The following is a 24,808-nucleotide window of genomic DNA, read 5'->3' on the forward strand; positions in this document are numbered from 1 at the left end:
GGTTCGGCCGGCGGTTCCGGGAGTGGCGCGGAAGGCGGTGCGGGCAGCAGCTCGGAACCGGCCCGGCTGCGGCGGACCCTGGGGTTCCGGGACCTGGTCGTCTACGGGCTCCTCTTCATCGCCCCGATGGCCCCCGTCGGCGTGTTCGGCACCCTGGACGCCAAGTCCGACGGCGCGGTCGCCCTCGTCTACATCGTCGCCACCGTGGTCATGGCCTTCACCGCCTTCAGCTACGCCCAGATGGTGCGGGTCGCCCCCTTCGCCGGTTCGGTCTTCACGTACGCCCGCAAGGGGCTCGGGGAAGGGCCGGGGTTCGTCGCCGGGTGGATGGCCATGCTCGACTACCTGCTGATCCCCGCCGTCGCCTACCTCTTCTCCGGGATCGCGATGAACGCCCTGGTGCCCGAGGTGTCGCGGTGGGTGTGGACCGCGATCGCGGTCGTCGTGACCACGCTGCTCAACCTGTGGGGCGTACGGGCCGCCGCCCGCGTCGGCTTCGCGGTGCTGGCCATGGAGATCGTGGTGCTGCTGGTCTTCGTGGTGGCCGCCGTGGCCGTGCTCGTACGGGACGGGGCGCAGCGCGGCTGGCTGACGCCGCTGACCGGGGACACCGGGTTCTCCATGGCCGCGGTGCTGGGGGCCGTGTCCATCGCCGTGCTGTCGTATCTGGGCTTCGACGCCATCGCCTCGTTCGCCGAGGAGGTGACGGGCGGCTCGCAGAAGGTGGCGCGGGCGGTGCTGTTCTGCCTGGTACTGGCCGGTGTGCTGTTCGTGGCGCAGACGTACCTGGCGGCGCTGCTGGAGCCGGTGACCTCGGCCCAGCTGGCGGCGGACCCGGCGGCGCAGGGGTCGGCGTTCTACGACGCGGTGGACGCGTCCGTGGGGACCTGGCTGCACGATCTGGTGGCCGTCAGCAAGGCGATCGGGGCCGCGTTCGCCGCGCTGGCGGGACAGGCCGCGGCCGGGCGGCTGGTCTTCGCGATGGCCCGGGAGCGGCGGCTGCCGCACCTCCTCGCGAAGGTCGACCCGTCGTCGGGCGTGCCGCGCCTGGCGATCCTCGGCGCGGGCATCGTGACGCTGGTGGCCGCCGTGTGGGCGGCCCGGCGTGACGACGGCCTGGACCATCTGGTCTCGGTGGTGGACATCGGCGCGCTGACGGCGTTCGTACTGCTGCACGCGTCGGTGGTCGGCTGGTTCGCGGTACGCCGGATGGCGGGGCCGCCGGTGTGGTGGCGGCACGTCCTCGTTCCGGTGGTCGGGGCGGGCGTGCTGGTCGCGGTCATCGTGGAGGCGACGGCCTCCGCCCAGGTGGTGGGCCTCTGCTGGCTGGGCGTGGGACTCGTGGTGCTGGCGGTGCAGGGGACGGGGCGGCAGCGCGGGACCGGGGGGCCGGGGGGGCGGACCGGGTGAGTCCGGCGGACCCGGTGAGCCCGAAGGACCCTGGCGGACCCCGGGGGCCCGGCAGACCTGGCCAGGTGCGGTGGGCCTGGTGGACCTGCGGTAAGTCCGGTGGGCCTGGGTGAGTCCGGTGGGCCTGGGTGAGTCCGGCGGACCCGGTGAGCCCGAAGGACCCTGGCGGACCCCGGGGGCCCGGCAGACCTGGCCAGGTGCGGTGGGCCTGGTGGACCTGCGGTAAGTCCGGTGGGCCTGGGTGAGTCCGGTGGGCCTGGGTGAGTCCGGTGGGCCCGGTGGGCCCGGGGTAGGTCCGGTGGGCCCGGTGGATCCGGCGGTCCCAGCGGGAGCGGGCGGTCCCGGCGGACCTGGCAGATCTCAAGGGCCCCGTGGGCCCGGCGCTGAGGCCCCGGTCGGCCTCCGCGCGGGGCCGGTGTCCTGTCAGCGGGGGCCGATACGCTCGCCCGTATGGCTCTCAACACGTCCGCGGAAGCGCCGCTGCCCGTCGGCGAGGTGTCCCGGCTCATCGGGGGGTGGATCGACCGGCTCGGCGCCGTCTGGGTGGAGGGGCAGATCACCCAGCTGTCGCGGCGGCCGGGGGCCGGGGTCGTCTTCCTGACGCTGCGCGATCCGTCCCACGACATCTCGGTGAGCGTCACCTGTTTCCGGCAGGTCTTCGACCGTATCGCCGATGTGGTGACGGAAGGGGCGCGCGTCGTCGTCCTGGCCAAGCCCGAGTGGTACGCGCCCCGGGGGCAGCTGTCCCTGCGGGCCACCGACATCCGGCCGGTCGGCATCGGTGAGCTGCTCGTACGCCTGGAGCAGCTCAAGAAGTCGCTCGCCGCCGAGGGGCTCTTCGCGCTGGACCGGAAGAAGCCGCTCCCCTTCCTCCCCCAGCTCATCGGGCTCGTCTGCGGGCGGGCCTCCGCCGCGGAGCGGGATGTCCTGGAGAACGCCCGCCGCCGCTGGCCCGCCGTGCGCTTCGAGGTCCGCAACACCGCCGTGCAGGGGGTGAACGCGGTCGCCCAGGTGGTGCAGGCGGTCGAGGAACTGGACGCGCTGGACGAGGTCGACGTGATCGTGGTGGCCCGGGGCGGCGGCAGCGTCGAGGACCTGCTGCCGTTCTCCGACGAGCAGTTGATCCGGGCCGTGGCCGCCTGCCGTACGCCGGTGGTCTCCGCGATCGGCCACGAACCGGACTCGCCGCTGCTGGACCTGGTCGCCGATCTCCGTGCCTCCACACCCACGGACGCGGCCAAGAAGGTCGTGCCGGACGTGGGCGAGGAGCTGGAGCGCGTCCAGCAGTTGCGGGACCGGGCGCTGCGGACGGTGCGGGGGCTGCTGGAGCGTGAGGAGCGGGGGCTCGCGCACGCGATGGGCCGTCCCGCCATGGAGCGGCCCCAGCGGCTGGTGGACGAACGCGAGGCCGAGGTGGACGCGCTCCTCGGGCGCAGCCGCCGGGTGCTGGGCCATCTGCTGGACCGGGCCGACTCCGAGCTGTCGCACACGCTCGCCCGGGTCGTCTCGCTGTCGCCGGCCGCGACCCTGGAGCGGGGTTACGCGGTGCTCCAGCGGCCCGACGGCCATGTGGTGCGCTCCCCCGACGAGGCCGGGGCGCCCGGCGAGCCGCTGCGGGCGCGGGTGGCGGAGGGCGAGTTCACGGTGCGGGTGGACGGGGGCGGATGAGCCGGGCGGCGGGAAGCCCGGGGCCGGGCCAGGAACGCAGGAGCCGGCCGGCCGGGGGCCGGGGCCGGTCCCACGACGACGTATCAGCTCACATCTAGGGTGGATCACATGACGGACGACGGTACGGCGGCGGCTGCCGCCACGGGCACGCTCGGGTACGAGCAGGCGCGCGACGAGCTGATCGAGGTCGTACGCCGGCTGGAGGCGGGCGGCACGACGCTGGAGGAGTCGCTGGCCCTGTGGGAGCGGGGCGAGGAGCTGGCGAAGATCTGCCGGCACTGGCTGGAGGGCGCCCGCGCCCGGCTGGACGCGGCCCTGGCCCGTCCCCGTGACGGCGAGGACGAGGCCTGAGTCGGGCGCCCGGAGCGTGCGAGGACGACCTGGGACGGCAAGCGCCCCGAGCGCGCGGACGACCTGGGGAGGACAGCGACCGGAGCGTGCGCAGACGACCTGGGAAGGACGGCGACCGGAGCGTGCGGGGCCGGCCCGGGAGGACGGCGACCGGAGCCGGGCCGGGGCGCCTCTACCACGTAGCTGCATCATGCAATGATGTGTAATGGATCACTCGACTCCAGTTTTAGTTGAAAGTTAACCTATCTCTGGCGTACCTTCGAACCCTCCCCACCGCGTTCGTTCGGAAGGTTTGCCTCAGATGTCCCTCGTTCTCGACCCCGCCGCCCAGGACCTCCTCTTCCGCGAGGCCCGCACCGCCAACACCTTCACCGACGAGCCGGTGACCGACGAGCAGGTCCAGGCGATCTACGACCTGGTGAAGTTCGGCCCGACCGCCTTCAACCAGTCGCCGCTGCGCGTCGTCCTGGTCCGCTCCGCCGAGGGCCGCGAGCGCCTGGTGCAGCACATGGCGGAGGGCAACCGCCCGAAGACCGCCACGGCCCCGCTGGTCGCGATCCTGGCCGCCGACAACGAGTTCCACGAGGAGCTTCCGGCGCTGCTGCCGCACTTCCCGCAGGCCAAGGACCTGTTCTTCACCGAGCGCCCGGTCCGTGAGTCGGCCGCCGGTCTCAACGCCGCGCTCCAGGCCGCGTACTTCATCATCGGCGTCCGCGCCGCCGGTCTGGCCGCCGGCCCGATGACCGGCTACGACGCCGCGGGCATCCAGAAGGAGTTCCTGGACGCCGACCACACCCCGCTGATGGTCGTCAACATCGGCAAGCCGGGCGAGGACGCCTGGTTCCCGCGCAGCCCGCGCCTCTCCTTCGACGAGGTCGTCACGACCGTCTGAGTCCCGCCGAACGGAGTCCATCGCGCGGCCCCGCCGGACAGGAACCCGTCACACGACACCGCTGAGCAGGGCCCGTCACGGAGCCCCCGGAGCGGGCCCGTCACACGGGCCCGCCGGACAGGGGCCCGGGCTGCGGCCCGACACGCGGCCTCATGGCGCACGAAGGCCCCGGAACACCGTCACCCGGTGTTCCGGGGCCTTCTCCCGTACGCCGTCCGAGCGGGCCGCGCGTCAGGAGGCCGGTGCGGCGGGCGGCGCCGTCTTCAGCGCCGCGGCCATCTCGACCAGGCTCTCCTTCGGCGCCGATCCGGTGACGACCGTGGTGTGGCCCTCGCCGGGCAGGACGAGGGCGTTGTACTTGCCGCCCTCCCAGACCTGCCACTCCTTGCCCGCCACGGTCTCGGTCCGGCCGGTGTCCTTCGCCTTCTGGCTGACCTCGGGGACGTACCGGCGGGGGGCGGCGGTGGACTGCTCGACCGCGACGTACTTGCGGTCCGCGTCGAGGAAGCCCAGGTGCCAGGCCTCGCCCTCGGCCTCGTCGTAGCGGACGGAGGTCGCCTTCCACTGCTCCGGCAGACCCTCCGGCGCGGCCACCGGATAGGGGGCGGCGGTCCGTACCGTCGCCAGCTCCACGGTGAAGTCGACCGCCTTGATCGGGTCGGCGTGCTCGTCCTTGGGGATGAAGAGGTAGATGACCCCCGCGCAGGCGGCGATCACCAAAGTCGACAGGAACATGTCCCGGACTGTCTGCTTGCCTCGCTTGCTTGCCACGCGTCCATGGTGGCACGCGACCTGACACGCCCGGCCGCAGGGTGCCGGTCGGAGGCGGCGACGCCAGGGTGCTCATGCGTGACCCGCACTGCTCATTTTATCGACCTACCGATAGAGTCACAGCACCCTCATATCCGGTCGTCGCCGTACAGAAAGGTGCGCTCCGATGTCCGAGCATCATCTGCCGTCCCCTCTGGAGGTCTCCCCGGAGGCCCCCGACCGCAACCTGGCCCTGGAGTTGGTCCGGGTCACCGAGGCCGCCGCGATGGCGGCCGGGCGCTGGGTGGGCCGCGGCGACAAGATCGGCGCCGACGGCGCCGCCGTGAAGGCCATGCGAACCCTCGTCTCGACCGTCTCGATGAACGGCGTCGTCGTCATCGGTGAGGGCGAGAAGGACGAGGCCCCCATGCTGTTCAACGGCGAGCGGGTCGGCGACGGCACCGGCGCCGAGGTCGACATCGCGGTCGACCCGATCGACGGGACCACGCTCAACGCCAAGGGCATGCCGAACGCCATCGCCGTACTCGCGGCGGCCGACCGCGGCGCGATGTTCGACCCGTCGGCGGTCTTCTACATGGACAAGCTGGTCACGGGTCCCGAAGCGGCGGACTTCGTCGACATCAACGCCCCGGTGGCGGTGAACATCCGGCGGGTCGCGCGCGCGAAGAACTCCGCCCCCGAGGACGTCACCGTCGTCATCCTCGACCGGCCCCGGCACGAGGGCATCGTCAAGGAGATCCGGGAGACCGGCGCACGGATCAAGTTCATCTCGGACGGCGATGTCGCGGGCTCGATCATGGCGGCCCGCGAGGGCACCGGCGTCGACCTGCTGATGGGCATCGGCGGAACGCCCGAGGGCATCATCTCGGCGTGCGCCATAAAGTGCCTCGGCGGCGTCATCCAGGGCAAGCTCTGGCCCAAGGACGAGGCGGAGCGGCAGAAGGCGCTGGAGGCGGGCCACGACCTGGACCGGGTGCTGTCCACCGACGACCTGGTCAGTGGCGACAACGTGTTCTTCGTGGCGACCGGGATCACCGACGGCGAGCTGATGCGCGGTGTGCGGTACCGCGCGGAGACGGCGACCACCGAGTCCATCGTGATGCGGTCCAAGTCCGGCACGATCCGGTCCATCTCCTCGACCCACCGGCTGTCGAAGCTGCGCGCCTACAGCGCCATCGACTTCGACCGGGCGAAGTAGCCCGACGGCCGGGGCACTCCGGGCGACGCGGGACGCACCGAGGGGGTGCGGGGAGCACATCGGCGCTCCCCGCACCCCCTCCGCGTCCGCGATTCGCTTCTCGCGGCTCGCGTTCAGCCTGCCGCGGCTATGCGTCCGGCCCTCGTCGTGGCGGTGAGCTCGATGTCCCGCCGTCGCCGCCGCGCGAGCAGCACCCGGCGCTCGGCGGCGGTGAGCCCGCCCCACACCCCGTACGGCTCCGGCTGCATCAGCGCGTGCTCCCGGCACTCGATCATGACCGGGCATCCGCCGCACACCCGCTTGGCAGCCTCCTCGCGGGCCAGCCGCGCGGCGGTCGGCTCCTTGGAGGGGGCGAAGAAGAGTCCCGCCTCGTCGCGGCGGCAGGCCGCCTCGGAATGCCAGGGGCCCGCATCGTCCTCCCGAGCGGGGGTCCGCTGGGCCGGAACGGCGGCGACCTGCAGAGGCTGATGCGGCGGTTGCAGCACGGGCTACTCCTGACGACGGCTACGGCTTCGCGAGCGAGAGTCGATGCAGCACTCCCTACCCGCTGTACGTGCGCCTATGCACTGAGTGGCACCGGCGCGCGACTCACCGCAATGCGCCCCTGCGGCATTCTGGCCGATTAACGGAGGTCGTCCGTGGCGCCGATTTCAATCGCCCAGGTGTTTACGCAGCCGCCTCTGGAGATCCGCGACGAACTTGCCCCGCTTCGGCTTCGCGTCCACACTCCCGAACACGGCATAGCCGTTCACGACGACGACCGGGGCTTCCGGGTCCGCGGATTCGAGCGACTTCACCTCGAAAGCGCCGAAGACACCGGTGCCGCTGCCCCGCAGGGAGATGTTCTCCGGCACGCGCACCTCGACGCTGCCGAAGATGGACGTCGCATTGATGACGGTGAAGCGTTGGCCGAAAAGCGCTTCGGTCAGATCGATCTCCACGCTGCCGAAGAGCGCGAAGGCGTTCGTCCGGCCGCCGACCCGCCAACGCCCCTTGCGGACGGAGCTGCTGAAGACCGCGACGAGATTGTCCGCCGGCCCCTCGGGAGCCTCGGGCCCGTAGCTGTAGGGCCGCGGGCCCTGGCCGCGGGCGGTGGACCCGGAGGACGCGGGGAGGTCCCGGACCAGCGGCTGGAGCTCACCGACGGTCTTGGCCCGGTAGACCAGGTCCACCCGCTCGGCGTGCTCGTCGGCCGTCAGACGGCCCTCGGCCAACGCTTCCCGCAGGATGTCCGCGATCCGGTCGCGGTCGCCGTCGGAGGCGCGGATGCCGTCCCCGTTCAGGACGTCGGCGGGTGGCTGGGCGGCCGGCCCGAGGGGCTGCTGGGGCTGCTTCTCTAGGTCCACCGGCCCAGCGTACCGAAACGCGATAGATCGCGACTACCCCTCCAGCGGCACGCACCGCCCGGCCCGCGTCCGGGCGAGCCCCTCCCACGTCCAGGTGAGCCTTACCTCACAGGATCCACGCGCAGCAGGCGTTCTACCCTGGTGGACGCGCTGCCCGAGGGAGGTCAGCCGCTGTCGCCGAGTGAGGAATGGCCGTCATGGCAGAGTTTGCGTACTCCGATCTGCTCCCCCTGGGGGAGGACACCACGCCGTACCGTCTGGTGACCGCCGAGGGCGTCTCCACCTTCGAGGCCGACGGACGCACGTTCCTCAAGGTCGAGCCGGAGGCGCTGCGTACGCTCGCCGCCGAGGCCATGCACGACATCTCGCACTACCTGCGCCCCGCCCACCTGGCGCAGCTGCGGCGGATCGTCGACGACCCGGAGGCGTCCTCCAACGACAAGTTCGTGGCGCTGGACCTCCTGAAGAACGCCAACATCGCCGCCGCGGGCGTCCTGCCGATGTGCCAGGACACCGGGACGGCGATCGTCATGGGCAAGCGCGGGCAGAACGTGCTGACCGAGGGCGGCGACGAGGAGGCGCTGTCGCACGGCATCTACGACGCGTACACCAAGCTCAACCTGCGCTACTCGCAGATGGCCCCGCTGACCATGTGGGACGAGAAGAACACCGGCTCCAACCTCCCGGCCCAGATCGAGCTGTACGCCACCGACGGCGGCGCGTACAAGTTCCTGTTCATGGCGAAGGGCGGCGGCTCGGCCAACAAGTCGTTCCTCTACCAGGAGACGAAGGCCGTCCTGAACGAGGCCTCCATGATGAAGTTCCTGGAGGAGAAGATCCGTTCGCTGGGTACGGCGGCCTGCCCGCCGTACCACCTGGCGATCGTGGTCGGCGGCACGTCGGCGGAGTTCGCGCTGAAGACCGCCAAGTACGCCTCCGCGCACTACCTGGACGAGCTGCCCGCCGAGGGCTCCCCCACCGGGCACGGCTTCCGCGACAAGGAGCTGGAGGAGAAGGTCTTCGAGCTGACGCAGAAGATCGGGATCGGCGCGCAGTTCGGCGGCAAGTACTTCTGCCACGACGTGCGCGTGGTGCGGCTGCCCCGGCACGGCGCCTCGCTCCCCGTCGCGATCGCCGTGTCCTGCTCGGCGGACCGCCAGGCCACCGCGAAGATCACCGCGGAGGGCGTCTTCCTGGAGCAGCTGGAGAAGGACCCGGCGCGCTTCCTGCCCGACACCACCGACGAGCACCTGGACGAGTCCGGTGACGTCGTGAGGATCGACCTCAACCGGCCGATGGACGAGGTGCTGGCCGAGCTGACGAAGTACCCCGTCAAGACCCGGCTCTCGCTGACCGGCCCGCTGGTCGTGGCCCGTGACATCGCGCACGCCAAGATCAAGGAACGCCTGGACGCGGGCGAGGAGATGCCGCAGTACCTGAAGGACCACCCGGTGTACTACGCGGGCCCGGCGAAGACGCCCGAGGGGTACGCCTCCGGCTCCTTCGGCCCGACGACGGCCGGCCGGATGGACAGCTACGTGGAGCAGTTCCAGGCGGCGGGCGGCTCGAAGGTGATGCTCGCCAAGGGCAACCGCAGCAAGCAGGTCACCGACGCCTGCGGCTCCCACGGCGGCTTCTACCTCGGCTCGATCGGCGGCCCGGCGGCCCGGCTCGCCCAGGACTGCATCAAGAAGGTCGAGGTCGTCGAGTACGAGGAGCTCGGCATGGAGGCGGTCTGGAGGATCGAGGTGGAGGACTTCCCCGCGTTCATCGTCGTCGACGACAAGGGCAACGACTTCTTCACCGAGCCCGCCCCGGCTCCGACGTTCACCAGCATTCCGGTGCGGGGGCCGGGTCTGGCCTGATCCGTGACGTGTGCGCAGGGGCCCACCCGCAGGGGTGGGCCCCTGCGGCGTCCGTCGGGCCACCCCGGTGAGCGGGTGGGGCCCTGCCCCTTGCTCAGTCGTCCAGCAGGCCCGATGTCGCGACCAGGTAGCCGAGTTGGGCCCGGCTGTTGCTGCCGAGCTGCTCGGAGACCTTGCGCATGTGCTCGGCGACGCTGCGGCGGCTCATGCCGATCCGGCGGGCGATGGCGGCGTCCGTCTCACCGTTGACGACGGCCTGGAGGATCGCGCGCTGGAGGCCGGAGGTGACGACGGGGGTGCGCAGCGGCGCCCGTTCGGGGCGTACGGGTACGGCGCGGGACCACGCCTCGTCGAAGTGCCGGACCAGGAAGCGGACCAGCGACGGGTGCCGGACGCGCAGCGCGGTGTGCGGTTCGTCGGAGAACGGGATGAAGGCGAGGTCCCGGTCGAAGACGATGAACCGGTCCACGACCTGGGGCAGCGTCCTGATCTCGGCCCCCTCGGCGGTGACCTGCTCGATGTAGGCGAGCGTGGTGCGGTCGGAGCGGACGGTGTGCTGGTAGAGGGTGCGCTGCCGGATGCCGCGCCGCAGGTTGTTCAGGTCGCGCGGCAACGACTCCGCCAGGACGTGGGCGGGGCGCCCGCCGCCGGGGTGGGCGGTGCGGACCTCGGCGCGGCAGCCGCTGACCCCGGCGTCCAGGGCCTTGCTGATGACGGCCCTGCCGGAGAGCCGGGTGAGGGCGGGGCGTTCGGGGCGGTGGACCTCGGCGTAGAGGCCCTCGAAGGCGGCGAGGGTGGCGCGCGCGGAGCGCAGGGTGCGGCGCTGCTCGACGATCGCCTCCTCGATCGGGGCGAGCGCGGCGAACGAGGCGGTCTCCGGCGGTACGGGGACGAGGTGGCCGGGTGCGTCCTGTCCGGCGACCAGCAGATGGAGGGCGAGCAGGCAGGGGGGTGCGGCGGCGACCGGGATGCTGCCCTGGGTCAGCGCACGGCGATAGGTCGCGAGCGCCGCCTCGCAGGGTTGTTCCGGTATCGGCCGGTCCGAGGGTGATTCACGGCAATCACATAGCGGTGAGGGGGAATGATCGTCCTTCACAAGCATGCAGATTACCTTTGTGCAATCGGGAGTCTCCCGCCCGGCTCCCGCGCTCGACGAGTATGAGCGGGTGACATCTGGAATCGGGAGTGCGGACGGACCGACGGCGGACGAGCCGGGCGGCGGAACTCGAAAGACCCGGGACACCGCGGTCGCGGAGCGCCGTTTTCGATTCCTGGTGGCCGGATACGGGGTGTCTTCCTACGGCACTTTCCTGAATATGGTCGCGCTCAATCTCTTCGTCTACGAGACGACGGGCCGGGCGTTGGCCATGGGGCTGTTCATGGCGGTGCGACTGGCCTCCGGGTTCGTCGCCGGTCTGGTCGCCGGCGGACTGCTCGCCCGTTTCAGCGCGAAAAGCATCATGCTGTGGGCGAATGTCGCCCAGGGCGCTGTGATGCTGGTGCTCATCCTGACGCCGGAGTCCCTGGTGACCGGGGCGTTGACGGCCGTCTCGGTGGTGATCGGGGCGTGCGGGACGCTGTTCATGGTCGCGTTGCGCAGCTCGATCCCGGAGATGGTCGGGGAGGACCGCAGGGGATGGGCCAACTCGCTCTCGATCACCGGGCGTTCGCTGGCCATGGTGGCGGGGTTCGCCTCGGCCGGCGTGGTGGTGTCCCTCGTGGGGTACACCGCCGCCTTCCTGCTCGACATGGCGACGTTCGTGATCTGCGCGGTGACGGTGGCCCTGCTGCCGATCGCGGGCGGCAGGGGGGCGGAGGGCGCGGCCGGGTCCGGCGCCTCCGCTGCCACGGAGAGCGGGAAGTCCGGGAAGTCCGAGAAGGGCGGGCCGCGGTGGCGGCCGGTCGCCTTCCTGGCGCTCGCCGCCGCTCCCGGTCTCGGCCTGATGGTGGCCCTGCGCGGGGTCGACGCGTTCGGCTCCTCGTCCCACAACGCGGCGCTGCCGGTCTACTCGACCTCGCTGGACGCAGCAAACCCGGCGGTGTTCGTCAGCGCGTTCTGGTGTGTGTGGGCGCTCGGCAACATCGGTGCCCAGCAGGTGATCCAGCGGTACACCCGGCGCACCGGGCGGACCGTGGGCGCGCTCGGATTCGGCTACGGCACGGTGGTGATGTCGGCGGCGTTCATCGCGGCGTTCGCCGGGTTCCCGCTGGCGGTGACGGCGGTGATCGCGCTGATCGCGGGGGCCGCGGACGGTCTCACCGAGGTCGCCTACACCTCGCACCTCCAAACACTTCCGGCCACGTTGCGCGGTCACGCCTTCGGTCTTTCGGCCACTTTCGAGAACCTCGGTTTCGGGGTCGGCATGATCCTGGTGGCGGCGGCCCTCGACCGGTTCTCCCCGCCGGCCGTGGTGGGCTGGTCCCACGGCGCCGCCATCGTCGTCGCCGTGGTGTTCCTGCTGCGGGTGGCGGCGCTGCGACGGGCGGAGCCCGCGGGTCCGATGGGGCGTGCGGGCGGGGCGGAGCGAGCGGGGCTGCGAAAGGAAGAAGCCGTTGAGGGACGACCGGATCGCGGTGATCGGGACGGCGCTGAGGTTTCCCGGGGCTGACACGCCCGACGCGTACTGGCGCGACATCCGGGCGGGCACGAGCCGTGTACGCCGTTTCACCCGGGCCGAGTTCGCCGCGGCGGGGGTCCCGGCGGCGGAGTACGGCCGCCCGGGGTTCAGCGGGGCGAGCGCGCCCCTGGCGGATGTGGACGGTTTCGACGCCGGGTTCTTCGGGATGAGCGGGCGGGAGGCGGAGCTCACCGATCCGCAGCAGCGGCTGTTCCTGGAGTGCTGCTTCCACGCGCTGGAGGACGGGGGGTACGCGGGCGGCGAGAGCCTGTACGCGCCTGACGACCATCCGTCCGCGCGTGACGGGAGCGGTCGTACGGGCGGCGGGAGCGGTCCCTCGGGTCGTGACGCGGGCGGCGAGAGCCTGTACGCGCACGGCGACAGCGGACACGCGGGCGGCGCGGACCGTTGCGCGGGCGGTGAGGCTCCGGACGCACGGGACGGGCACGGTCACCCGGGCGGGAGGTACCCGGACGCACGGGGCTCGCGCGGTTCCGTGCGGATCGGGGTGTACGGCAGTTCCGGCTACCGCCTCTACTCGCTGCACAGCTATCTGGCCCACCACCTGGCGGCGGAGGCCGCCTCGGGCGACTGGATGACCGCCAAGCAGGTCCAGGTCGGCAACTACACCGACTTCACCGCCACCCGGGCCGCCTTCCGGCTCGGGCTGACCGGGCCCGCGCTCACCGTGTCCACGGCCTGCTCCAGCGCCCTGGTCTCGGTGCATCTGGCCTGCCAGGCGCTGCGCGCCGGGGACGCGGACCTGATGCTGGTGGGCTCCGCCGCCCTGCATCTGCCGCAGGTCAGCGGGCAGGTCCCGGTGAAGGGCTCCACGCTCTCCCCCACCGGCACGGTCCGGGCGTTCGACGCGGACGCGGACGGCACGGTCGGCGGGAACGGGGCCGCCGCCGTCCTCCTGAAGCCACTGGAACGGGCGCTGGCCGACGGCGACACCGTGCACGCGGTGATCCTCGGTTCGGCGGTCACCAACGACGGCGCGGACAAGCGCGGGTTCGCCGCCCCCGGGGTCGCCGGGCAGCGGGACGCGGTGCTCGGGGCGCTGCGCGCGGCGGGCGTGGACGCGGCGTCGATCGGCTATGTGGAGGCGCACGGTACGGGCACGCTGAAGGGCGACCCGATCGAATTCGCCGCCCTGACCGAGGCGTTCCGCGCGCACACGGACCGGACCGGGTTCTGCGCGCTCGGCTCGACGAAGCCGGCCATCGGCCATCTGGACAGTGCGGCGGGACTGGCGGGGCTGATCAAGGCCGTCGAGGTGCTGCGGCACGGCATCGTCCCGCCGCTGGTGAACCTCGCCCGGCCCAACCCGGCGCTGGCGGTGGCCGACAGCCCGTTCCTGCTGCCGGTACGGGAGCGGGGCTGGCCGCTGGCGGGGGTGCGGCGAGCCGGTGTGCACTCCATCGGGATGGGCGGTACGAACGCTCATGTGATCCTGGAACAGGCGCCGGAGACCGCGCCCCCGCGCCCCGCGCAGCCGACGGCTCCCGTGCCCGCGCTGCTGCCGCTGTCGGCCGCCGACGGGCCCGCGCTGCGGGCGTACGCCACGGCCCTGCGGGACCACTTGGCGGGCGGCGCGCGCCCCGCCCCCGCCGATCTGCTGACCACCACCGCGCTCGGGCGGCGGCTCCTGCCGCACCGGCTGGTGGTCACGGCCGCGGACCCGGTCGCCGGGCTGGAGGCGTTCCTGTCCGGAGCTCCGGCGGGCGACGCGTACACGACCGGGGTCGCGGACGCCGTAAAGGATCCTGCGCCGGTGTTCCTGTTCAGCGGGCAGGGCGGCGGCCACCCGGGCATGGGCGCCGCACTCGCCGCGCGCTTCCCGGTGGTGGCCGAGGCGCTGGAGTCCTGCGCCCGGGTGTACGCGGAGGAGACCGGCCGGGACGACTTCCTCGGCCGGATCGTCGGCGGGCGGGGGCCCGCACGGTGGGACACCGCCTTCGCCCAGCCCGCCCTGTTCGCCCTGCAGATCGCCCAGGCCCGGCTCTGGGAACGGCTCGGGATCACCCCCGCCCGGGTCGCCGGGCACAGCGTCGGCGCGTACGCGGCGCTCTGCGTCGCCGGGGCGCTGGACACCGAGGACGCGATGCGGCTCGTCTGCGGGCGCGGGCGGCTGATGCGGGAGAGGTCCGCGCCGGGCGCGATGGTCTCCGCCTTCGTCCCCCGGGCCCGGGTGCGGGAGCTGCTGGCCGCCGTCCCCGGTCTTGAGCTCGCCGTCGTCAACGGGGCCACGCACCACGTGCTGGGCGGCCCTCCGGAGGCGGTGGACGCGGTACGGGCGCTGCTGGCGGCGCGAGGTGAGCCGTACGAGGTGCTGGCCGTGGACCGGGCGTTCCACACCGCGCTGCTCGATCCGGCGCTGGAGGAGTTCCGCGTCCTGGCCGACAAGACGGAACCACGCCCGCTGCACACGGAGTTCGTCGACGGGATCGACGGCACGGTCCGCCCCGCCGGCTGGCGCCCGGACGCCGCGTACCTGGTCGCGCAGGCCCGTCGTACGGCCGATTTCGCCGCGGTGCTGGACGCGTTGGCCCCCTCGCCCCTGCTGGTGGAGCTGGGCCCGTCCGCCGTGCTGACGGGGCTGGTGCGCCGGGCGCTGCCGGACGCGGTCTGCGTACCGACCCGGGACTGGGAGCGGGCGGTGGCCGTGCTGCACTGCTCCGGGGCCGCGGTGGACTGGGCCGCGCTGCTCGACGGCTGCGGCGGCCGGCGCGTCCGGCTGCCCACGTACCCCTTCCAGCGGCGGTCCCACTGGCGGGGTCCCGCACCGTACGCCCACCCATCGCCACGCTCCACGGAGGACCGCATGACCGAACAGGCCGTACTGGACAGGGTGCTGGAGCTGACCGAGCGCCATCTCGGCCATCGGCCCGGCGAGGTCTCGGCCGACCGCACCTTCGTCGGACTCGGCGCGGACTCGCTCCAGCTCATCGGGATGGTGCGGCAGTTGGAGGCCGAGTTCGGCACGGAGATCGGCATGCGGGAGATCCTGGAGGAGGCGGGAACGCCTCGGCTGACGGCGGCGCTGATAGCCGGGCGGAGACCCTCCTCGGCGGCGCCCCGGCCCCAGGCTGACGCCGACTTCGCGGCATCACGGGGCGCCGCCCTCGCAGGCCCGGCGGACGCCGCCCTCGCGACTCCGGCAGACTCCACCCTCGCGGCTCCGGTGGCAGCCGACGCGACCCCGGCGGTGGCGCAGGTGACGCCGGTGGCCGACGAGCCCGGGTACGCCACCCGGGCCGAGGTCGCCGCCCTGTCCGAGCAGATACGTCAACTGGCCGAGACCCAGGCGGCGATGGTCACCCAGCTCTCCGAGGCCGTCGCCCTGCTCACCGCCCGCACCACCGGGACGGACGCGCGATGAGCGCGGGGATACCCGCACCCGCCGACGCCGCGGCAGGGGCCGCCGAGGCCGTGGCACGGGCGGCGGAGCTTTCACGGGAGCTCACCGACCGGCTCGCGGCGGCCCGCGCACAGGCCGAGGCACAGGCCCCGGCGGAGGTCCCGGCGGAGGTCCCGGCGCAACCCTCTGCGGAGGTGAGGGCGCAGCCCGCGACGCAGGCCACGGCACACCCCCCGGCGCAGCCCTCTTCGGAGGTGAGGGTGCAGCCCGCGGCGCAGGCCCCGGCGGAGGAGCCGCGGCCCGCGCGCGGGAGTGCGCACGGCCCGCGGCTCGTCGTGGACGCGGCGGGCGGGATGGCCGGTGCGGGGGCAGACGCGGCCCAGCGGGCCCACACCGCGTCGCTGATCCGGCGGTTCACCGAACGCACCCGCACCTCCAAGGAGCTGGCCCAGCGGCACCGTTCGGTGCTGGCCGACAGCCGGGCCGTGGTGGGTTTCCGGGACGCCACCAAGGAGATGCTGTATCCGGTCGCGGCCCGCTCGGCGCACGGCTCCCGCCTGGTCGACGTGGACGGCAACGCGTACACCGACATCACCATGGGCTTCGGCGCCCTGCTGCTGGGCCACGAGGCGGAGCCGGTCACCGAGGCCGTGCGCCGCCACCTCTCCGACGGACTGCGCTTCGGCCCCCGCTCCCCCGACACCGGGGAGGCCGCGGCCCTGCTGGCCTCGCTGACCGGCATGGAACGGGTCGCCTTCGCCTCGTCCGGTACGGAGGCGAACTCGGCGGCGATCCGGCTGGCCCGTGCCGCGACCGGGCGCGACAAGGTCGTGATGTTCCGGGGCTCGTACCACGGGCACATCGACTCCGTCCTCGGCCGCCCCGGCGGCCCGGGGCGGCACGCGGTCCCCGTCTCCCGGGGCATCCCGGACAGTGCGGTGGCGGAGCTGATCGTGCTGGAGTACGGGGAGCAGGAGTCCCTGGAGACGATCGACTCGCTCGGGGACACGATCGCGGCCGTGCTCGTCGAGCCCGTGCAGTGCCGCAACCCGGGCCTGCGGCCGGTGGAGTTCGTACGGTCGCTGCGCGAACTCACCGCACGCCGGGGCATCGTGCTGCTCTTCGACGAGATGCTGACCGGCCTGCGGCCCCACCAGCGCGGCGCACAGGACCACTTCGGGGTGGTGCCGGACCTCGCCACGTACGGCAAGGCGCTCGGCGGCGGCTTCCCGGTCGGCGCGGTGGCCGGGCGGGCGGATCTGCTCGACGGGGTGGACGGCGGGTTCTGGCGGTACGGGGAGCCCGGCGGGCCCGCGCGCGAGACCACGTTCATCGGCGGTACGTACATGCAGCACCCGCTGTCCATGGCGGCGGCCCGTGCCGTGCTCACCCACCTCACCGAGCGGGGCCCCGGGCTCCAGAGCGCACTGAACGCCCGCACCCAGTGGCTCGCCGACCGGCTCAACGCCTTCTTCCGCGACGAGGAATTCCCGCTGGAGCTGGCCCACTTCGGCTCGATGTTCCGGTTCCGGCACCGTGCCGACCTGGAGTTGCTCTACCACCACCTCCAACTGCGCGGCGTGTACGTGTGGGAGTGGCGCAGCTTCTACCTCTCGACCGCCCACACGGAGGAGGACGTGAACCGGGTCGCGGAGGCGGTGGAGGGGTCGCTGCGCGAGCTCCGCGACGGCGGGTTCTTCCCCCGGTCGGCGCCCCGCCCGGCTGCGGCCGTGCGGCCGGGAGATGTGCCGCGCCCCGCGCCCGACTTCGGCGTCTACTTCTTCGGTGACTACCCGGAGACCGCGGCAGCCGCCGGGGCCGACGGCGCGGCGGATGCCGGCAAGGCCCCCGGCACCAGCCCGGCGAGCAGCACCGGCACCGCGACCGGCACCGGGTCCGGGCGGGCCCGTACTCCGGAGGCGTACGACGCGCTCTTCGAGACCGTGCGCTTCGCCGACGAACGCGGCTTCTCCTCCGTCTGGCTGCCCGAGCGGCACTTCGACTCCTTCGGCGGGCTCTTCCCGAACCCCTCCGTGCTCGCCTCCGCCGTCGCCCGGGAGACCGAGCGTGTACGGATCAACGCGGGCTCGGTGGTCCTGCCGCTGCACGATCCGGTGCGGGTGGCCGAGGAGTGGTCGGTGGTCGACAACCTCTCGGGCGGCCGGGTCGGCATCGGCTGCGCCACCGGCTGGCATGCCCGGGACTTCGCCCTGCACCCGGACCGGTTCGCGGACCGGCGGCGGATCGCCTTCGACCACCTGGACGAGGTGCGGCGGCTGTGGCGCGGGGAGGCGGTGCGGCGGCGCACGGGCGAGGGAGCGGAGGCGGAGATCCGGATCCGGCCGCGCCCGGTGCAGGAGGAGCCGCCGTTCTTCCTGGCGACCTCGGGGCAGCGGGCCTCGTACGAGGAGGCGGCCCGGCGCGGTCTCGGGGTCGTCACCAACCTGATGAGCCAGTCCGTGGAGGAACTGGCCGCCAACATCGCGCACTACCGGCGCACGCGGGCGGCATGCGGGCTCGACCCGGACGCCGGGCGGGTGACGGTGCTGGTGCACACCTACCTGGGCGACGACCACGCCACCGCGCGGGCGGAGGCGCTGGAACCGATGGTGCGCTACCTGCGCTCCTCGCTGCTGATGCGCTCGGCGGCGACGGCGGCCGGGCAGCGGCGCGAGGACGTGGCGGCGGCGGACGAGGCGGACCTGGACTACCTGTTCCGCCGGGCCTACGACCGCTACTGCGACCGGCGGGCCCTGATCGGTACGCCGGACAGCGTCGCCCCGTTCGTCGCCGCGCTGCACGCGGCCGGGGTGGACGAGATCGCCGCGCTGGTCGACTTCGGGCTGGACCGGGAGCGGCTGCGGTCGGGGCTCGACCGGCTGGACGTGCTGCGCCGCCGCACGCGGGAGCGGCTCGGCCGAGCGCAGGACGACCGGGCCCAGGACGACCGGGCCCAGGACAACCGAGCGCAGGACACCCCGGTCTCCCGAGCCCCCCAGGACGACCGGGCCCAGGACAGCCAGGCCCGGGACGACCGAGCGCAGGACAGCCGGGCCCAGGACAGCCGAGCGCAGGACGACCGGGCCCAGGACGACCGGGCCCAGGACAGCCGGGCGCAGGACACCCCGGTCTCCCGAGCCCCCCAGGACGACCGGGCCCGGGAGACCGTGGCGCCCGCGACCTCCGCCCAGCGGCGGCTGTGGCTGGCGGCGCAGTTGCTGGAGAACCCGGCGGCGTACAACGAGACCCAGGCCGTACGGCTGCGCGGCCCGCTGGACGTGGCGGCGCTGCGGGCGGCCGTCGACGGTCTGGTCGAGCGGCACCCGGGGCTGCGGACGGTGTTCCGGGGCGCGGACGAGGCGGGTGTCGTCCAGGTCGTCCGCGACGGGCTCCGCATCCCGTTGCAGGTGTCCGACGCCGGGGGGCGGGGCCCGGACGAGGCCGTCGGGGCGCTGCTGTCCGAGGAGAGCCACCGCGCCTACGACCTGGCCGGGGGGCCGCTGTTCACGCCCCGGCTGCTCCGGCTGGCCGAGGACGACCACGTCCTCGTTCTCGGGATGCACCACCTCGTCACGGACGCGCACTCGGCCGCGCTCATCGCCGGGGACCTCCGGGAGCTGTACGCGGCGGCCCGTGCCGGGCGCCCGCCGGCCTTCGCGCGGCCCGCCGGAACGACCGTCGGGGCGGCCGAGCCGCCGCACGACCCGGCCGGCCTCGCCTGGTGGCGCGGGCTGCTGGGCGAGAAGCCGCCGGTGCTGGCGCTGCCGACGGACCGGCCGCGCGGGCGGCGGGTGGCGGGGCGCGGCGGGGCGGTGGCCCGGACCGCGGGCCGGGAGCGGGTGGACCGGCTGCGGGAGTGGAGCGGGCAGCAGGGCGTGACCCTGTTCGCCTCGCTGTGCACGGCCTGGCAGCTGGTGCTGCGGCGGCGGTCCGGGCAGGACGCGTTCCTGCTGGGCACGACGTTCGGGCGGCGACGGCCGGAGACGGCGGACGCGGTGGGGTTCCATGTGGCGCTGCTGCCGCTGTCGCTGTCCGCGACGGACGCCACACCGCTGCCGGAGGCCGTCCGGGCCACCGGCCGGGCGCTGTTCGCGGCGGAGGAGCACAGCGGGGTGGACCTGGACGCGCTGGTGGCCTCTGTCCACCCCGACCCGGGGAACCCACGGCCGCTGGTGACGGTTTCGGTCGATCTGGACCGTGCGGCTCTGGCCGGAATCGAATGGCCCGGACTGCGGGCGGAGGGGGTGGAGGCCGGGACGGAGTCGGCGCCGCTGGAACTGGCGCTGATGGCCACCCACGCCCCGGACGGGGGCCTGCGGCTGCGGCTGCGCTACGACGCGGATCTGTTCGACGCGGCGACGGCGGAAGGGTATCTGGCGGAGCTGGACGAGCAGTTGGACGCGATGGCAGCCGCGCCGGACGAGCAGGCCGCGCCACACGAGGGGGCCGCGCCACGCAGGGAAGCCGCACCGGGCGAGGAGCCCGCGTCGCGTGAAGAGGCCGCAGCACGCGAGGGGGGCGCCCCGGACGAGGAGCCCGCATCGCGCGAGGAAGCCGACCGGGACGAGGAGGCCGCGCCGGGCGCCGCAGCTCTGATCCGGGCGGCCTGGGAGTCCGTCCTCGATGTACGCGGCTTCCCCGACGACAGCAACTTCTTCGACCTGGGCGGCAATTCGATCGCCGCGATCCGCCTGGTGAACCGGGTCCGGGACACCCTCGGCGTCAGCTACCCGCTGACGGACTTCTTCGCCGAGGCCACGCTGCGGGCGATGACCGGGCAACTGGCGGGCGGCGAGAAGCCCGGGACAGCGACATCCGCAGCACCAGCGGCAAGGGCACCGGCAACGGCAGCCTCAGCAGCCGAGGAGGCCCCCGTCATCGACCGTGCCCCCGTCAGCGACCAGCAGGCCCGGATGATCGCCGGGCACCACGCCGTGCCCGACCCCGCCGTGTGGAACGTCCCGACCCGGATCACGTTCACCGGGGCGCTGGACCCGGCGGCCCTGCGGTCCGCCGTCCGTGAGGTGATCGCCCGGCACGACGCGCTGCGCACCCGGTTCGTCCAGGAGGACGCGCCGGACGGGTCCTGGTGGCAGGAGGTCGTGGCGGCGAGACCCGCGGCGTTGCCGGTGGAGGATCTGACGGCGCTGCCCTCCGGTGAGCGGCGGCCTCGGGCGGACGCCCTGTGCCGGGCGGACGCGGCGGCCCCCTTCGAGCTGGGCCGGCCCCTGCTGCCCCGGCTGCGGCTGCTGCGGGTCGAGGAGGACCACTGGGAGCTGATGTTCGTCCTGCACCACGTGTGCGCCGACGGCTGGTCGCTGTCCCTGCTGCTCGGGGAGATCGCCGCGCTGTACACGGCGGCCGCCGCGGGCGTCCCGCACGGCCTGCCCGAACCGGCGCTGCAGGCGCCCGGGTACGCCCGGTGGCAGCGGGAGCACCACGATCCCGCGGTGGAGCGGGAACGGGCCGCGTACTGTGCCCGTTATCTGGACGGGGTGCCGTCCGCCGTTCCCGTACCGACGGACCGGCCGCGTCCGCAGAAGCTCAGCGGGCACGGGGACACGGTGCGCGGGATCGCCTCGGGCGAGGTGCGGGCGGCGGTGGAGAAGCTCGCGGCCGACCGGCGGACCACCCCCTTCGCCGTCGCGGCGGCCGCGCTCGGGGTGTTCCTGACCCGTCTGTCGGGCGAGGCCGACACCTTGCTGAGCGTGCCGTACGCCAACCGCGAGGGCACCGCGTCGGAGTCGCTGGTGGCGATGACGTCCACGGCGGTGATGGTCCGCGTACGACTGGATTCAGCCAATCTCGGAGAGACGTGCGCGGAGCTCGCGGTGCGTACGGGCGCGGGCGCGCTCGGCGCCATGGCCCATGTGCTGCCCACGGCCCGCATCATGCAGGCGATGCGGGACGCGGGCGCTGTCAGCGTCCCCGACCGGGTGCCGCACGTCCTGGCCTTCCAGAACTCCGTCGACACGGACATCGAGATCCCCGGCCTGCGGGTCGAGGTGGCCGATCTGGCACCGCCGCTTTCCCGCAGCGAGCTGTGCTTCGGGCTTGCGCCGCGCCGGGACGCCGCGAAGGGTTATCGAACGTTCCTGGAATTCTCCACCGACCTGTGGGACCACACGACCGCCCACGACCTTCTCGCGTCGTACACCGACCTGCTCGCGGAGTTCTGCGCCCGGCCCGACCGGCCGGTGCGGGAACTCCTCGGGGAGCGCCCCTCGCAGGGGTCCTCGGGCCAAGGCTCCGGGGGCTCCGCCCGGGGTGCCAGCGCCGGGCCCGACCAGCCCGGCGGACCGTCACCCTCCCAGTCATTGCCGAACACCGGAAAGGCGGACGCCGTATGACTCCGGCCCCCCACCGCAGCCACACCGACGACCTGCTCTCCTTCATCGCCGCCAGCCCGTCCCCCTACCACGTGGTGGCCTCCGCGGCCCAGCGCCTGGAGAAGGCCGGGTTCCGTGAACTGCGCGGCACCGACGACTGGACCGGGGCGACCGGCGGCCTGTTCGTCAGCCGCGCCGGTGCGCTGATCGCCTGGTACGTCCCCGAGGGCGCGCCCGCCCACACCCCGTTCCGGATCGTCGGCACCCACACCGACTCGCCGAACCTGCGGATCAAACCCGCACCGGACACCGGGACTTCGGGCTGGCGGCAGATCGGGGTGGAGATCTACGGCGGGGTGCCGCTGAACACCTGGCTCGACCGGGACCTCGGCATCTCCGGCCGGCTCGCGCTGCGCGGCTCCGACGGCGTGCCGCGGAGCCGGCTCGTCCAGATCGACGAACCCCTGCTGAGGGTGCCGCAGTTGGCGATCCACCTGGACCGTTCGGTGAACGAGGGCGTGGCGCTCGACCGGCAGCGGCACATCGCGCCGATCTGGGCGCTGGGCGACCCGCGGGAGGGCGAACTGCTGCGCCGGGTCGCGGCGGCGGCCGGTGAGGACCCGGCGGACGTCCTGGGCTGGGACCTGATGCTTCACGACATCCAGCCGCCCGGATACCTGGGTGTGGACCGGGAGTTCGTGGTGGCCTCGCGCCTCGACAACCAGGTCTCGGTGCACGCCGGGGTAACCGCCCTGGTGGACGCGGCGACGGCGGCCACGCAGCCGGCGTTCATCCCGGTGCTGGCCGCCTTCGACCACGAGGAGGTCGGCAGCGGCTCCGAGACGGGCGCGCAGAGCCCGCTGCTGGAGCGGATCCTGTCCCGGTCGGTGACGGCGCGCGGCGGCGGCGAAGAGGACTGGTCGCGGGCGCTGGCGGGCGCGTTCTGCGTCTCCGCCGACATGGCGCACGCGGTGCACCCGAACTACTCGGAGCGGCACGACCCCGACCACCGACCGCTGCCCAACGGCGGCCCCACCATCAAGGTGAACGTCAACCAGCGGTACGCCACCGACTCCACCGGCATCGCGGTGTTCTCGGCGGCGGCCGAGCGGGCCGGGGCCCCCTGGCAGCCGTTCGTCTCCAACAACGCGATGCCCTGCGGCACGTCGATCGGCCCGCTCACGGCGGCCCGGCTCGGCGTCACCACGGTGGACGTCGGGGTGCCGGGCCTGTCGATGCACTCGGCGCGGGAGCTGTGCGGGGTGCGCGACCCGGGCTACCTCGCAGCGATCCTCACGACGATCATGGTCGGGGACTGACCGGACTCCGGTCGAAGAGAAAGAGAACAGGAACGATCGTGGCCGACGCAGAAACCGTCCTCATCTGCCTGCCCTTCGCCGGGGCGGGCCCCTCCTTCTTCACGCCCTGGCAGAAGCTCGCGCCGGAGGGACTGCGGATTCTCCCCATCTCCCTGCCGGGCCGCGAGAAGCGGTTCCCTGAGCCCGCCCACGACACGGCGGCCCCGGCCGTCGACGACGCGTACGCGCAGGTGACGGCGGCGCTCGGCGGAGCGGACGGGGGCGGGGACGGAGGTGGGGGCGGCGGCCCGGTCGTGCTGTTCGGGCACAGCATGGGCGCGGTCCTCGCGTACGAGCTGGCGCACCGGATCGAGCGGGCGGGCGGGCCGGTCCGCCTGACCGCCCTCGTCGTGAGCGGGGCGCCCGGCCCCTGGACGTCGCGCACGGACCGGGCGGACGGGCTGCCGGACGAGGAGTTCGCGGCCCGGGTCCGGGCGTTCGCCGGGTACGACCACCCGGCGCTGGCGGACCCGGAGATGCGGGAACTGCTGCTGCCGGCACTGCGGGCGGACGTCCGGCTCCACGAGACGTATGTGCCGTCCACCGAAAGCCCGTTGAGTGTTCCCGTCCTTTCCGTCCGGGGGCGTGAGGACACCCTCGTGGGGGCGGCGGAGGCGGCCGAGTGGAGCCGGGCGACGACGGGGAGGCTGACGGTGGCCGAGCCGGCCGGCGGGCACATGTATCTGGCCGAGCGGCCGGGCGAACTGCTGGAGCTGGTGGCCGCCGAGGTGCGCGCGGCGAGGGCGCGGTGACTCCCGGTGGACCGGGTACGGGTGCGGGTCCGGTGAACGGCGCCGGTGCGGGACGGCTGGCCGGGCGGACGGCGGTGATCACGGGAGCGGCGCGCGGGCTCGGCCGGGCCTGCGCCCTGGCGTTCGCCCGCGAGGGGGCGGACCTGCTGCTGCTGGACGTGGCGGGCGAGCTGCCCGGGGTGCCGTATCCGCTCGGCTCGGCCTCGCAGCTCGCGCACACGGCGGACCTGTGCCGTGAGGCGGGGTCCGCCGTGCTGACCCGGCGGGCCGACGTCCGGGACCTGGCGGCGCTCCAGGAAGCGGCGGAGGCGGCGGAGGAGCGGTTCGGGCGGATCGACGTGCTGGTCAACAACGCCGGTATCGCCGCGCCTTCGGGCCGTCCGGCGCACGAGATCACCGAGGCCGAATGGCAGTTGATGATCGATGTGGACCTGGGCGGCGCGTGGCGGGCGATCCGTGCGGTGGGGGCCCGGATGACCGCCCGGGGGTCCGGTTCGATCGTCAACGTCGCCTCGACGGCGGGGCTGGTGGGCTACCGGCACTTCGCCGGGTACGTCGCGGCCAAGCACGGTCTGGTGGGCCTGACGAAGGCGGTGGCGCTGGACTACGCGCCCCGCAAGGTGCGGGTCAACGCGGTCTGTCCCGGCTCGGTGCGGGACGACGAGGCGATGGAGGGCCGGATGCTGGCGGAGATCGCCCGCTCCCTGGAGGTGCCGGTGGCGGAGCACGAGGAGGCCTTCGTCCGGGACCAGCCGATGAACGCGCTGGTGGAGCCGGGTGATGTGGCGGAGGCGGTGCTCTGGCTGGCCACGGACGCCTCCCGGCAGGTGACCGGAAGCGTGGTCACCGTGGACGGCGGCTTCACCGCCCGCTGATCCCTGATCCCCCG

Annotated in this window: 16 protein-coding genes; 12 read left to right on the forward strand and 4 right to left on the reverse strand. The window is 73.6% G+C overall.

Going from position 1 to position 24,808, the window contains the following annotated elements; translation table 11 throughout:
* The first annotated feature begins 126 nt into the window (after positions 1 to 126).
* The 4 genes from KME66_RS10700 to KME66_RS10715 all read left to right on the forward strand — a co-directional run bounded on the left by KME66_RS10700 (position 127) and on the right by KME66_RS10715 (position 4,321).
* Positions 127 to 1,410, forward strand: a complete 1,284-nt coding sequence (locus KME66_RS10700) for an APC family permease (protein ID WP_367303642.1) — start codon at positions 127 to 129, stop codon at positions 1,408 to 1,410.
* 450 nt (positions 1,411 to 1,860) lie between these two features.
* On the forward strand, positions 1,861 to 3,078 hold the full coding sequence (xseA, locus tag KME66_RS10705; protein WP_216321392.1) for an exodeoxyribonuclease VII large subunit: 1,218 nt from the start codon (positions 1,861 to 1,863) through the stop codon (positions 3,076 to 3,078).
* Between the two features lie 108 nt (positions 3,079 to 3,186).
* On the forward strand, positions 3,187 to 3,429 hold the full coding sequence (locus KME66_RS10710; RefSeq protein WP_073215288.1) for an exodeoxyribonuclease VII small subunit: 243 nt from the start codon (positions 3,187 to 3,189) through the stop codon (positions 3,427 to 3,429).
* A gap of 301 nt (positions 3,430 to 3,730) precedes the next feature.
* Positions 3,731 to 4,321 carry a malonic semialdehyde reductase gene (locus tag KME66_RS10715; RefSeq protein WP_073215291.1) on the forward strand — a complete coding sequence of 197 codons (591 nt, stop codon included), beginning with the start codon at positions 3,731 to 3,733 and terminating at the stop codon, positions 4,319 to 4,321.
* 231 nt (positions 4,322 to 4,552) lie between these two features.
* Here KME66_RS10715 and KME66_RS10720 read toward each other — a convergent pair whose 3' ends face one another.
* Entirely contained in the window at positions 4,553 to 5,056 is a 504-nt protein-coding gene (locus KME66_RS10720; protein WP_253208576.1) for a DUF4245 domain-containing protein, read from the reverse strand.
* A 202-nt stretch (positions 5,057 to 5,258) separates the two neighbouring features.
* Between KME66_RS10720 and glpX the strand changes: the two genes are divergently transcribed.
* Positions 5,259 to 6,290 carry a class II fructose-bisphosphatase gene (gene glpX / locus KME66_RS10725; RefSeq protein WP_073215298.1) on the forward strand — a complete coding sequence of 344 codons (1,032 nt, stop codon included), beginning with the start codon at positions 5,259 to 5,261 and terminating at the stop codon, positions 6,288 to 6,290.
* A 113-nt stretch (positions 6,291 to 6,403) separates the two neighbouring features.
* Here glpX and KME66_RS10730 read toward each other — a convergent pair whose 3' ends face one another.
* Both KME66_RS10730 and KME66_RS10735 read right to left on the reverse strand, forming a co-directional pair.
* Entirely contained in the window at positions 6,404 to 6,775 is a 372-nt protein-coding gene (locus KME66_RS10730) for a WhiB family transcriptional regulator (RefSeq protein WP_073215300.1), read from the reverse strand.
* Positions 6,776 to 6,940: 165 nt separating this feature from the next.
* Entirely contained in the window at positions 6,941 to 7,636 is a 696-nt protein-coding gene (locus KME66_RS10735) for a DUF1707 domain-containing protein (RefSeq protein ID WP_073215303.1), read from the reverse strand.
* A gap of 188 nt (positions 7,637 to 7,824) precedes the next feature.
* On the opposite strand from KME66_RS10735, the gene KME66_RS10740 reads away from it, so the two are divergent.
* Positions 7,825 to 9,501 carry a fumarate hydratase gene (locus tag KME66_RS10740; protein ID WP_216321398.1) on the forward strand — a complete coding sequence of 559 codons (1,677 nt, stop codon included), beginning with the start codon at positions 7,825 to 7,827 and terminating at the stop codon, positions 9,499 to 9,501.
* A gap of 94 nt (positions 9,502 to 9,595) precedes the next feature.
* Here KME66_RS10740 and KME66_RS10745 read toward each other — a convergent pair whose 3' ends face one another.
* On the reverse strand, positions 9,596 to 10,597 hold the full coding sequence (locus tag KME66_RS10745; RefSeq protein ID WP_216329236.1) for a LuxR C-terminal-related transcriptional regulator: 1,002 nt from the start codon (positions 10,595 to 10,597) through the stop codon (positions 9,596 to 9,598).
* Between the two features lie 82 nt (positions 10,598 to 10,679).
* Between KME66_RS10745 and KME66_RS10750 the strand changes: the two genes are divergently transcribed.
* Genes KME66_RS10750 through KME66_RS10775 form a run of 6 tightly spaced genes read left to right on the forward strand, consistent with a single transcriptional unit; the run spans position 10,680 to position 24,794 of the window.
* Positions 10,680 to 12,110 (forward strand): MFS transporter, encoded by a 1,431-nt coding sequence (locus KME66_RS10750; protein ID WP_216329238.1) that lies wholly within the window; start codon positions 10,680 to 10,682, stop codon positions 12,108 to 12,110.
* On the forward strand, positions 12,055 to 15,501 hold the full coding sequence (locus KME66_RS10755; protein ID WP_216321401.1) for a type I polyketide synthase: 3,447 nt from the start codon (positions 12,055 to 12,057) through the stop codon (positions 15,499 to 15,501). Before KME66_RS10750 ends, KME66_RS10755 begins: the two co-directional genes overlap by 56 nt.
* Positions 15,498 to 21,830 (forward strand): MupA/Atu3671 family FMN-dependent luciferase-like monooxygenase, encoded by a 6,333-nt coding sequence (locus KME66_RS10760; RefSeq protein WP_216321404.1) that lies wholly within the window; start codon positions 15,498 to 15,500, stop codon positions 21,828 to 21,830. The genes KME66_RS10755 and KME66_RS10760 overlap by 4 nt, the downstream gene beginning before the upstream one ends.
* A complete protein-coding gene (locus tag KME66_RS10765; protein WP_216321407.1) occupies positions 21,827 to 23,128 on the forward strand; it encodes a M18 family aminopeptidase in 1,302 nt (433 codons plus the stop codon). The genes KME66_RS10760 and KME66_RS10765 overlap by 4 nt, the downstream gene beginning before the upstream one ends.
* A gap of 38 nt (positions 23,129 to 23,166) precedes the next feature.
* Positions 23,167 to 23,919, forward strand: a complete 753-nt coding sequence (locus KME66_RS10770) for a thioesterase II family protein (protein WP_216321410.1) — start codon at positions 23,167 to 23,169, stop codon at positions 23,917 to 23,919.
* A 32-nt stretch (positions 23,920 to 23,951) separates the two neighbouring features.
* A complete protein-coding gene (locus tag KME66_RS10775) occupies positions 23,952 to 24,794 on the forward strand; it encodes an SDR family oxidoreductase (RefSeq protein WP_253208294.1) in 843 nt (280 codons plus the stop codon).
* Positions 24,795 to 24,808 lie beyond the last annotated feature (14 nt).

Origin of the sequence: Streptomyces sp. YPW6, from assembly GCF_018866325.1 — a bacterium.
In the GTDB taxonomy this organism is placed as follows: Bacteria; Actinomycetota; Actinomycetes; order Streptomycetales; family Streptomycetaceae; genus Streptomyces.

What these genes read in the sequence shown, in the direction of transcription:
- KME66_RS10740 (WP_216321398.1), top strand. Translation starts at nt 7,825, where the DNA reads ATGGCCGTCATGGCAGAGTTTGCGTACTCCGATCTGCTCCCCCTGGGG.
- KME66_RS10760 (WP_216321404.1), top strand. Translation starts at nt 15,498, where the DNA reads ATGAGCGCGGGGATACCCGCACCCGCCGACGCCGCGGCAGGGGCCGCC.
- KME66_RS10700 (WP_367303642.1), top strand. Translation starts at nt 127, where the DNA reads ATGGCCCCCGTCGGCGTGTTCGGCACCCTGGACGCCAAGTCCGACGGC.
- xseA (WP_216321392.1), top strand. Translation starts at nt 1,861, where the DNA reads ATGGCTCTCAACACGTCCGCGGAAGCGCCGCTGCCCGTCGGCGAGGTG.
- KME66_RS10715 (WP_073215291.1), top strand. Translation starts at nt 3,731, where the DNA reads ATGTCCCTCGTTCTCGACCCCGCCGCCCAGGACCTCCTCTTCCGCGAG.
- glpX (WP_073215298.1), top strand. Translation starts at nt 5,259, where the DNA reads ATGTCCGAGCATCATCTGCCGTCCCCTCTGGAGGTCTCCCCGGAGGCC.
- KME66_RS10765 (WP_216321407.1), top strand. Translation starts at nt 21,827, where the DNA reads ATGACTCCGGCCCCCCACCGCAGCCACACCGACGACCTGCTCTCCTTC.
- KME66_RS10710 (WP_073215288.1), top strand. Translation starts at nt 3,187, where the DNA reads ATGACGGACGACGGTACGGCGGCGGCTGCCGCCACGGGCACGCTCGGG.
- KME66_RS10720 (WP_253208576.1), bottom strand. Translation starts at nt 5,056, where the DNA reads ATGTTCCTGTCGACTTTGGTGATCGCCGCCTGCGCGGGGGTCATCTAC.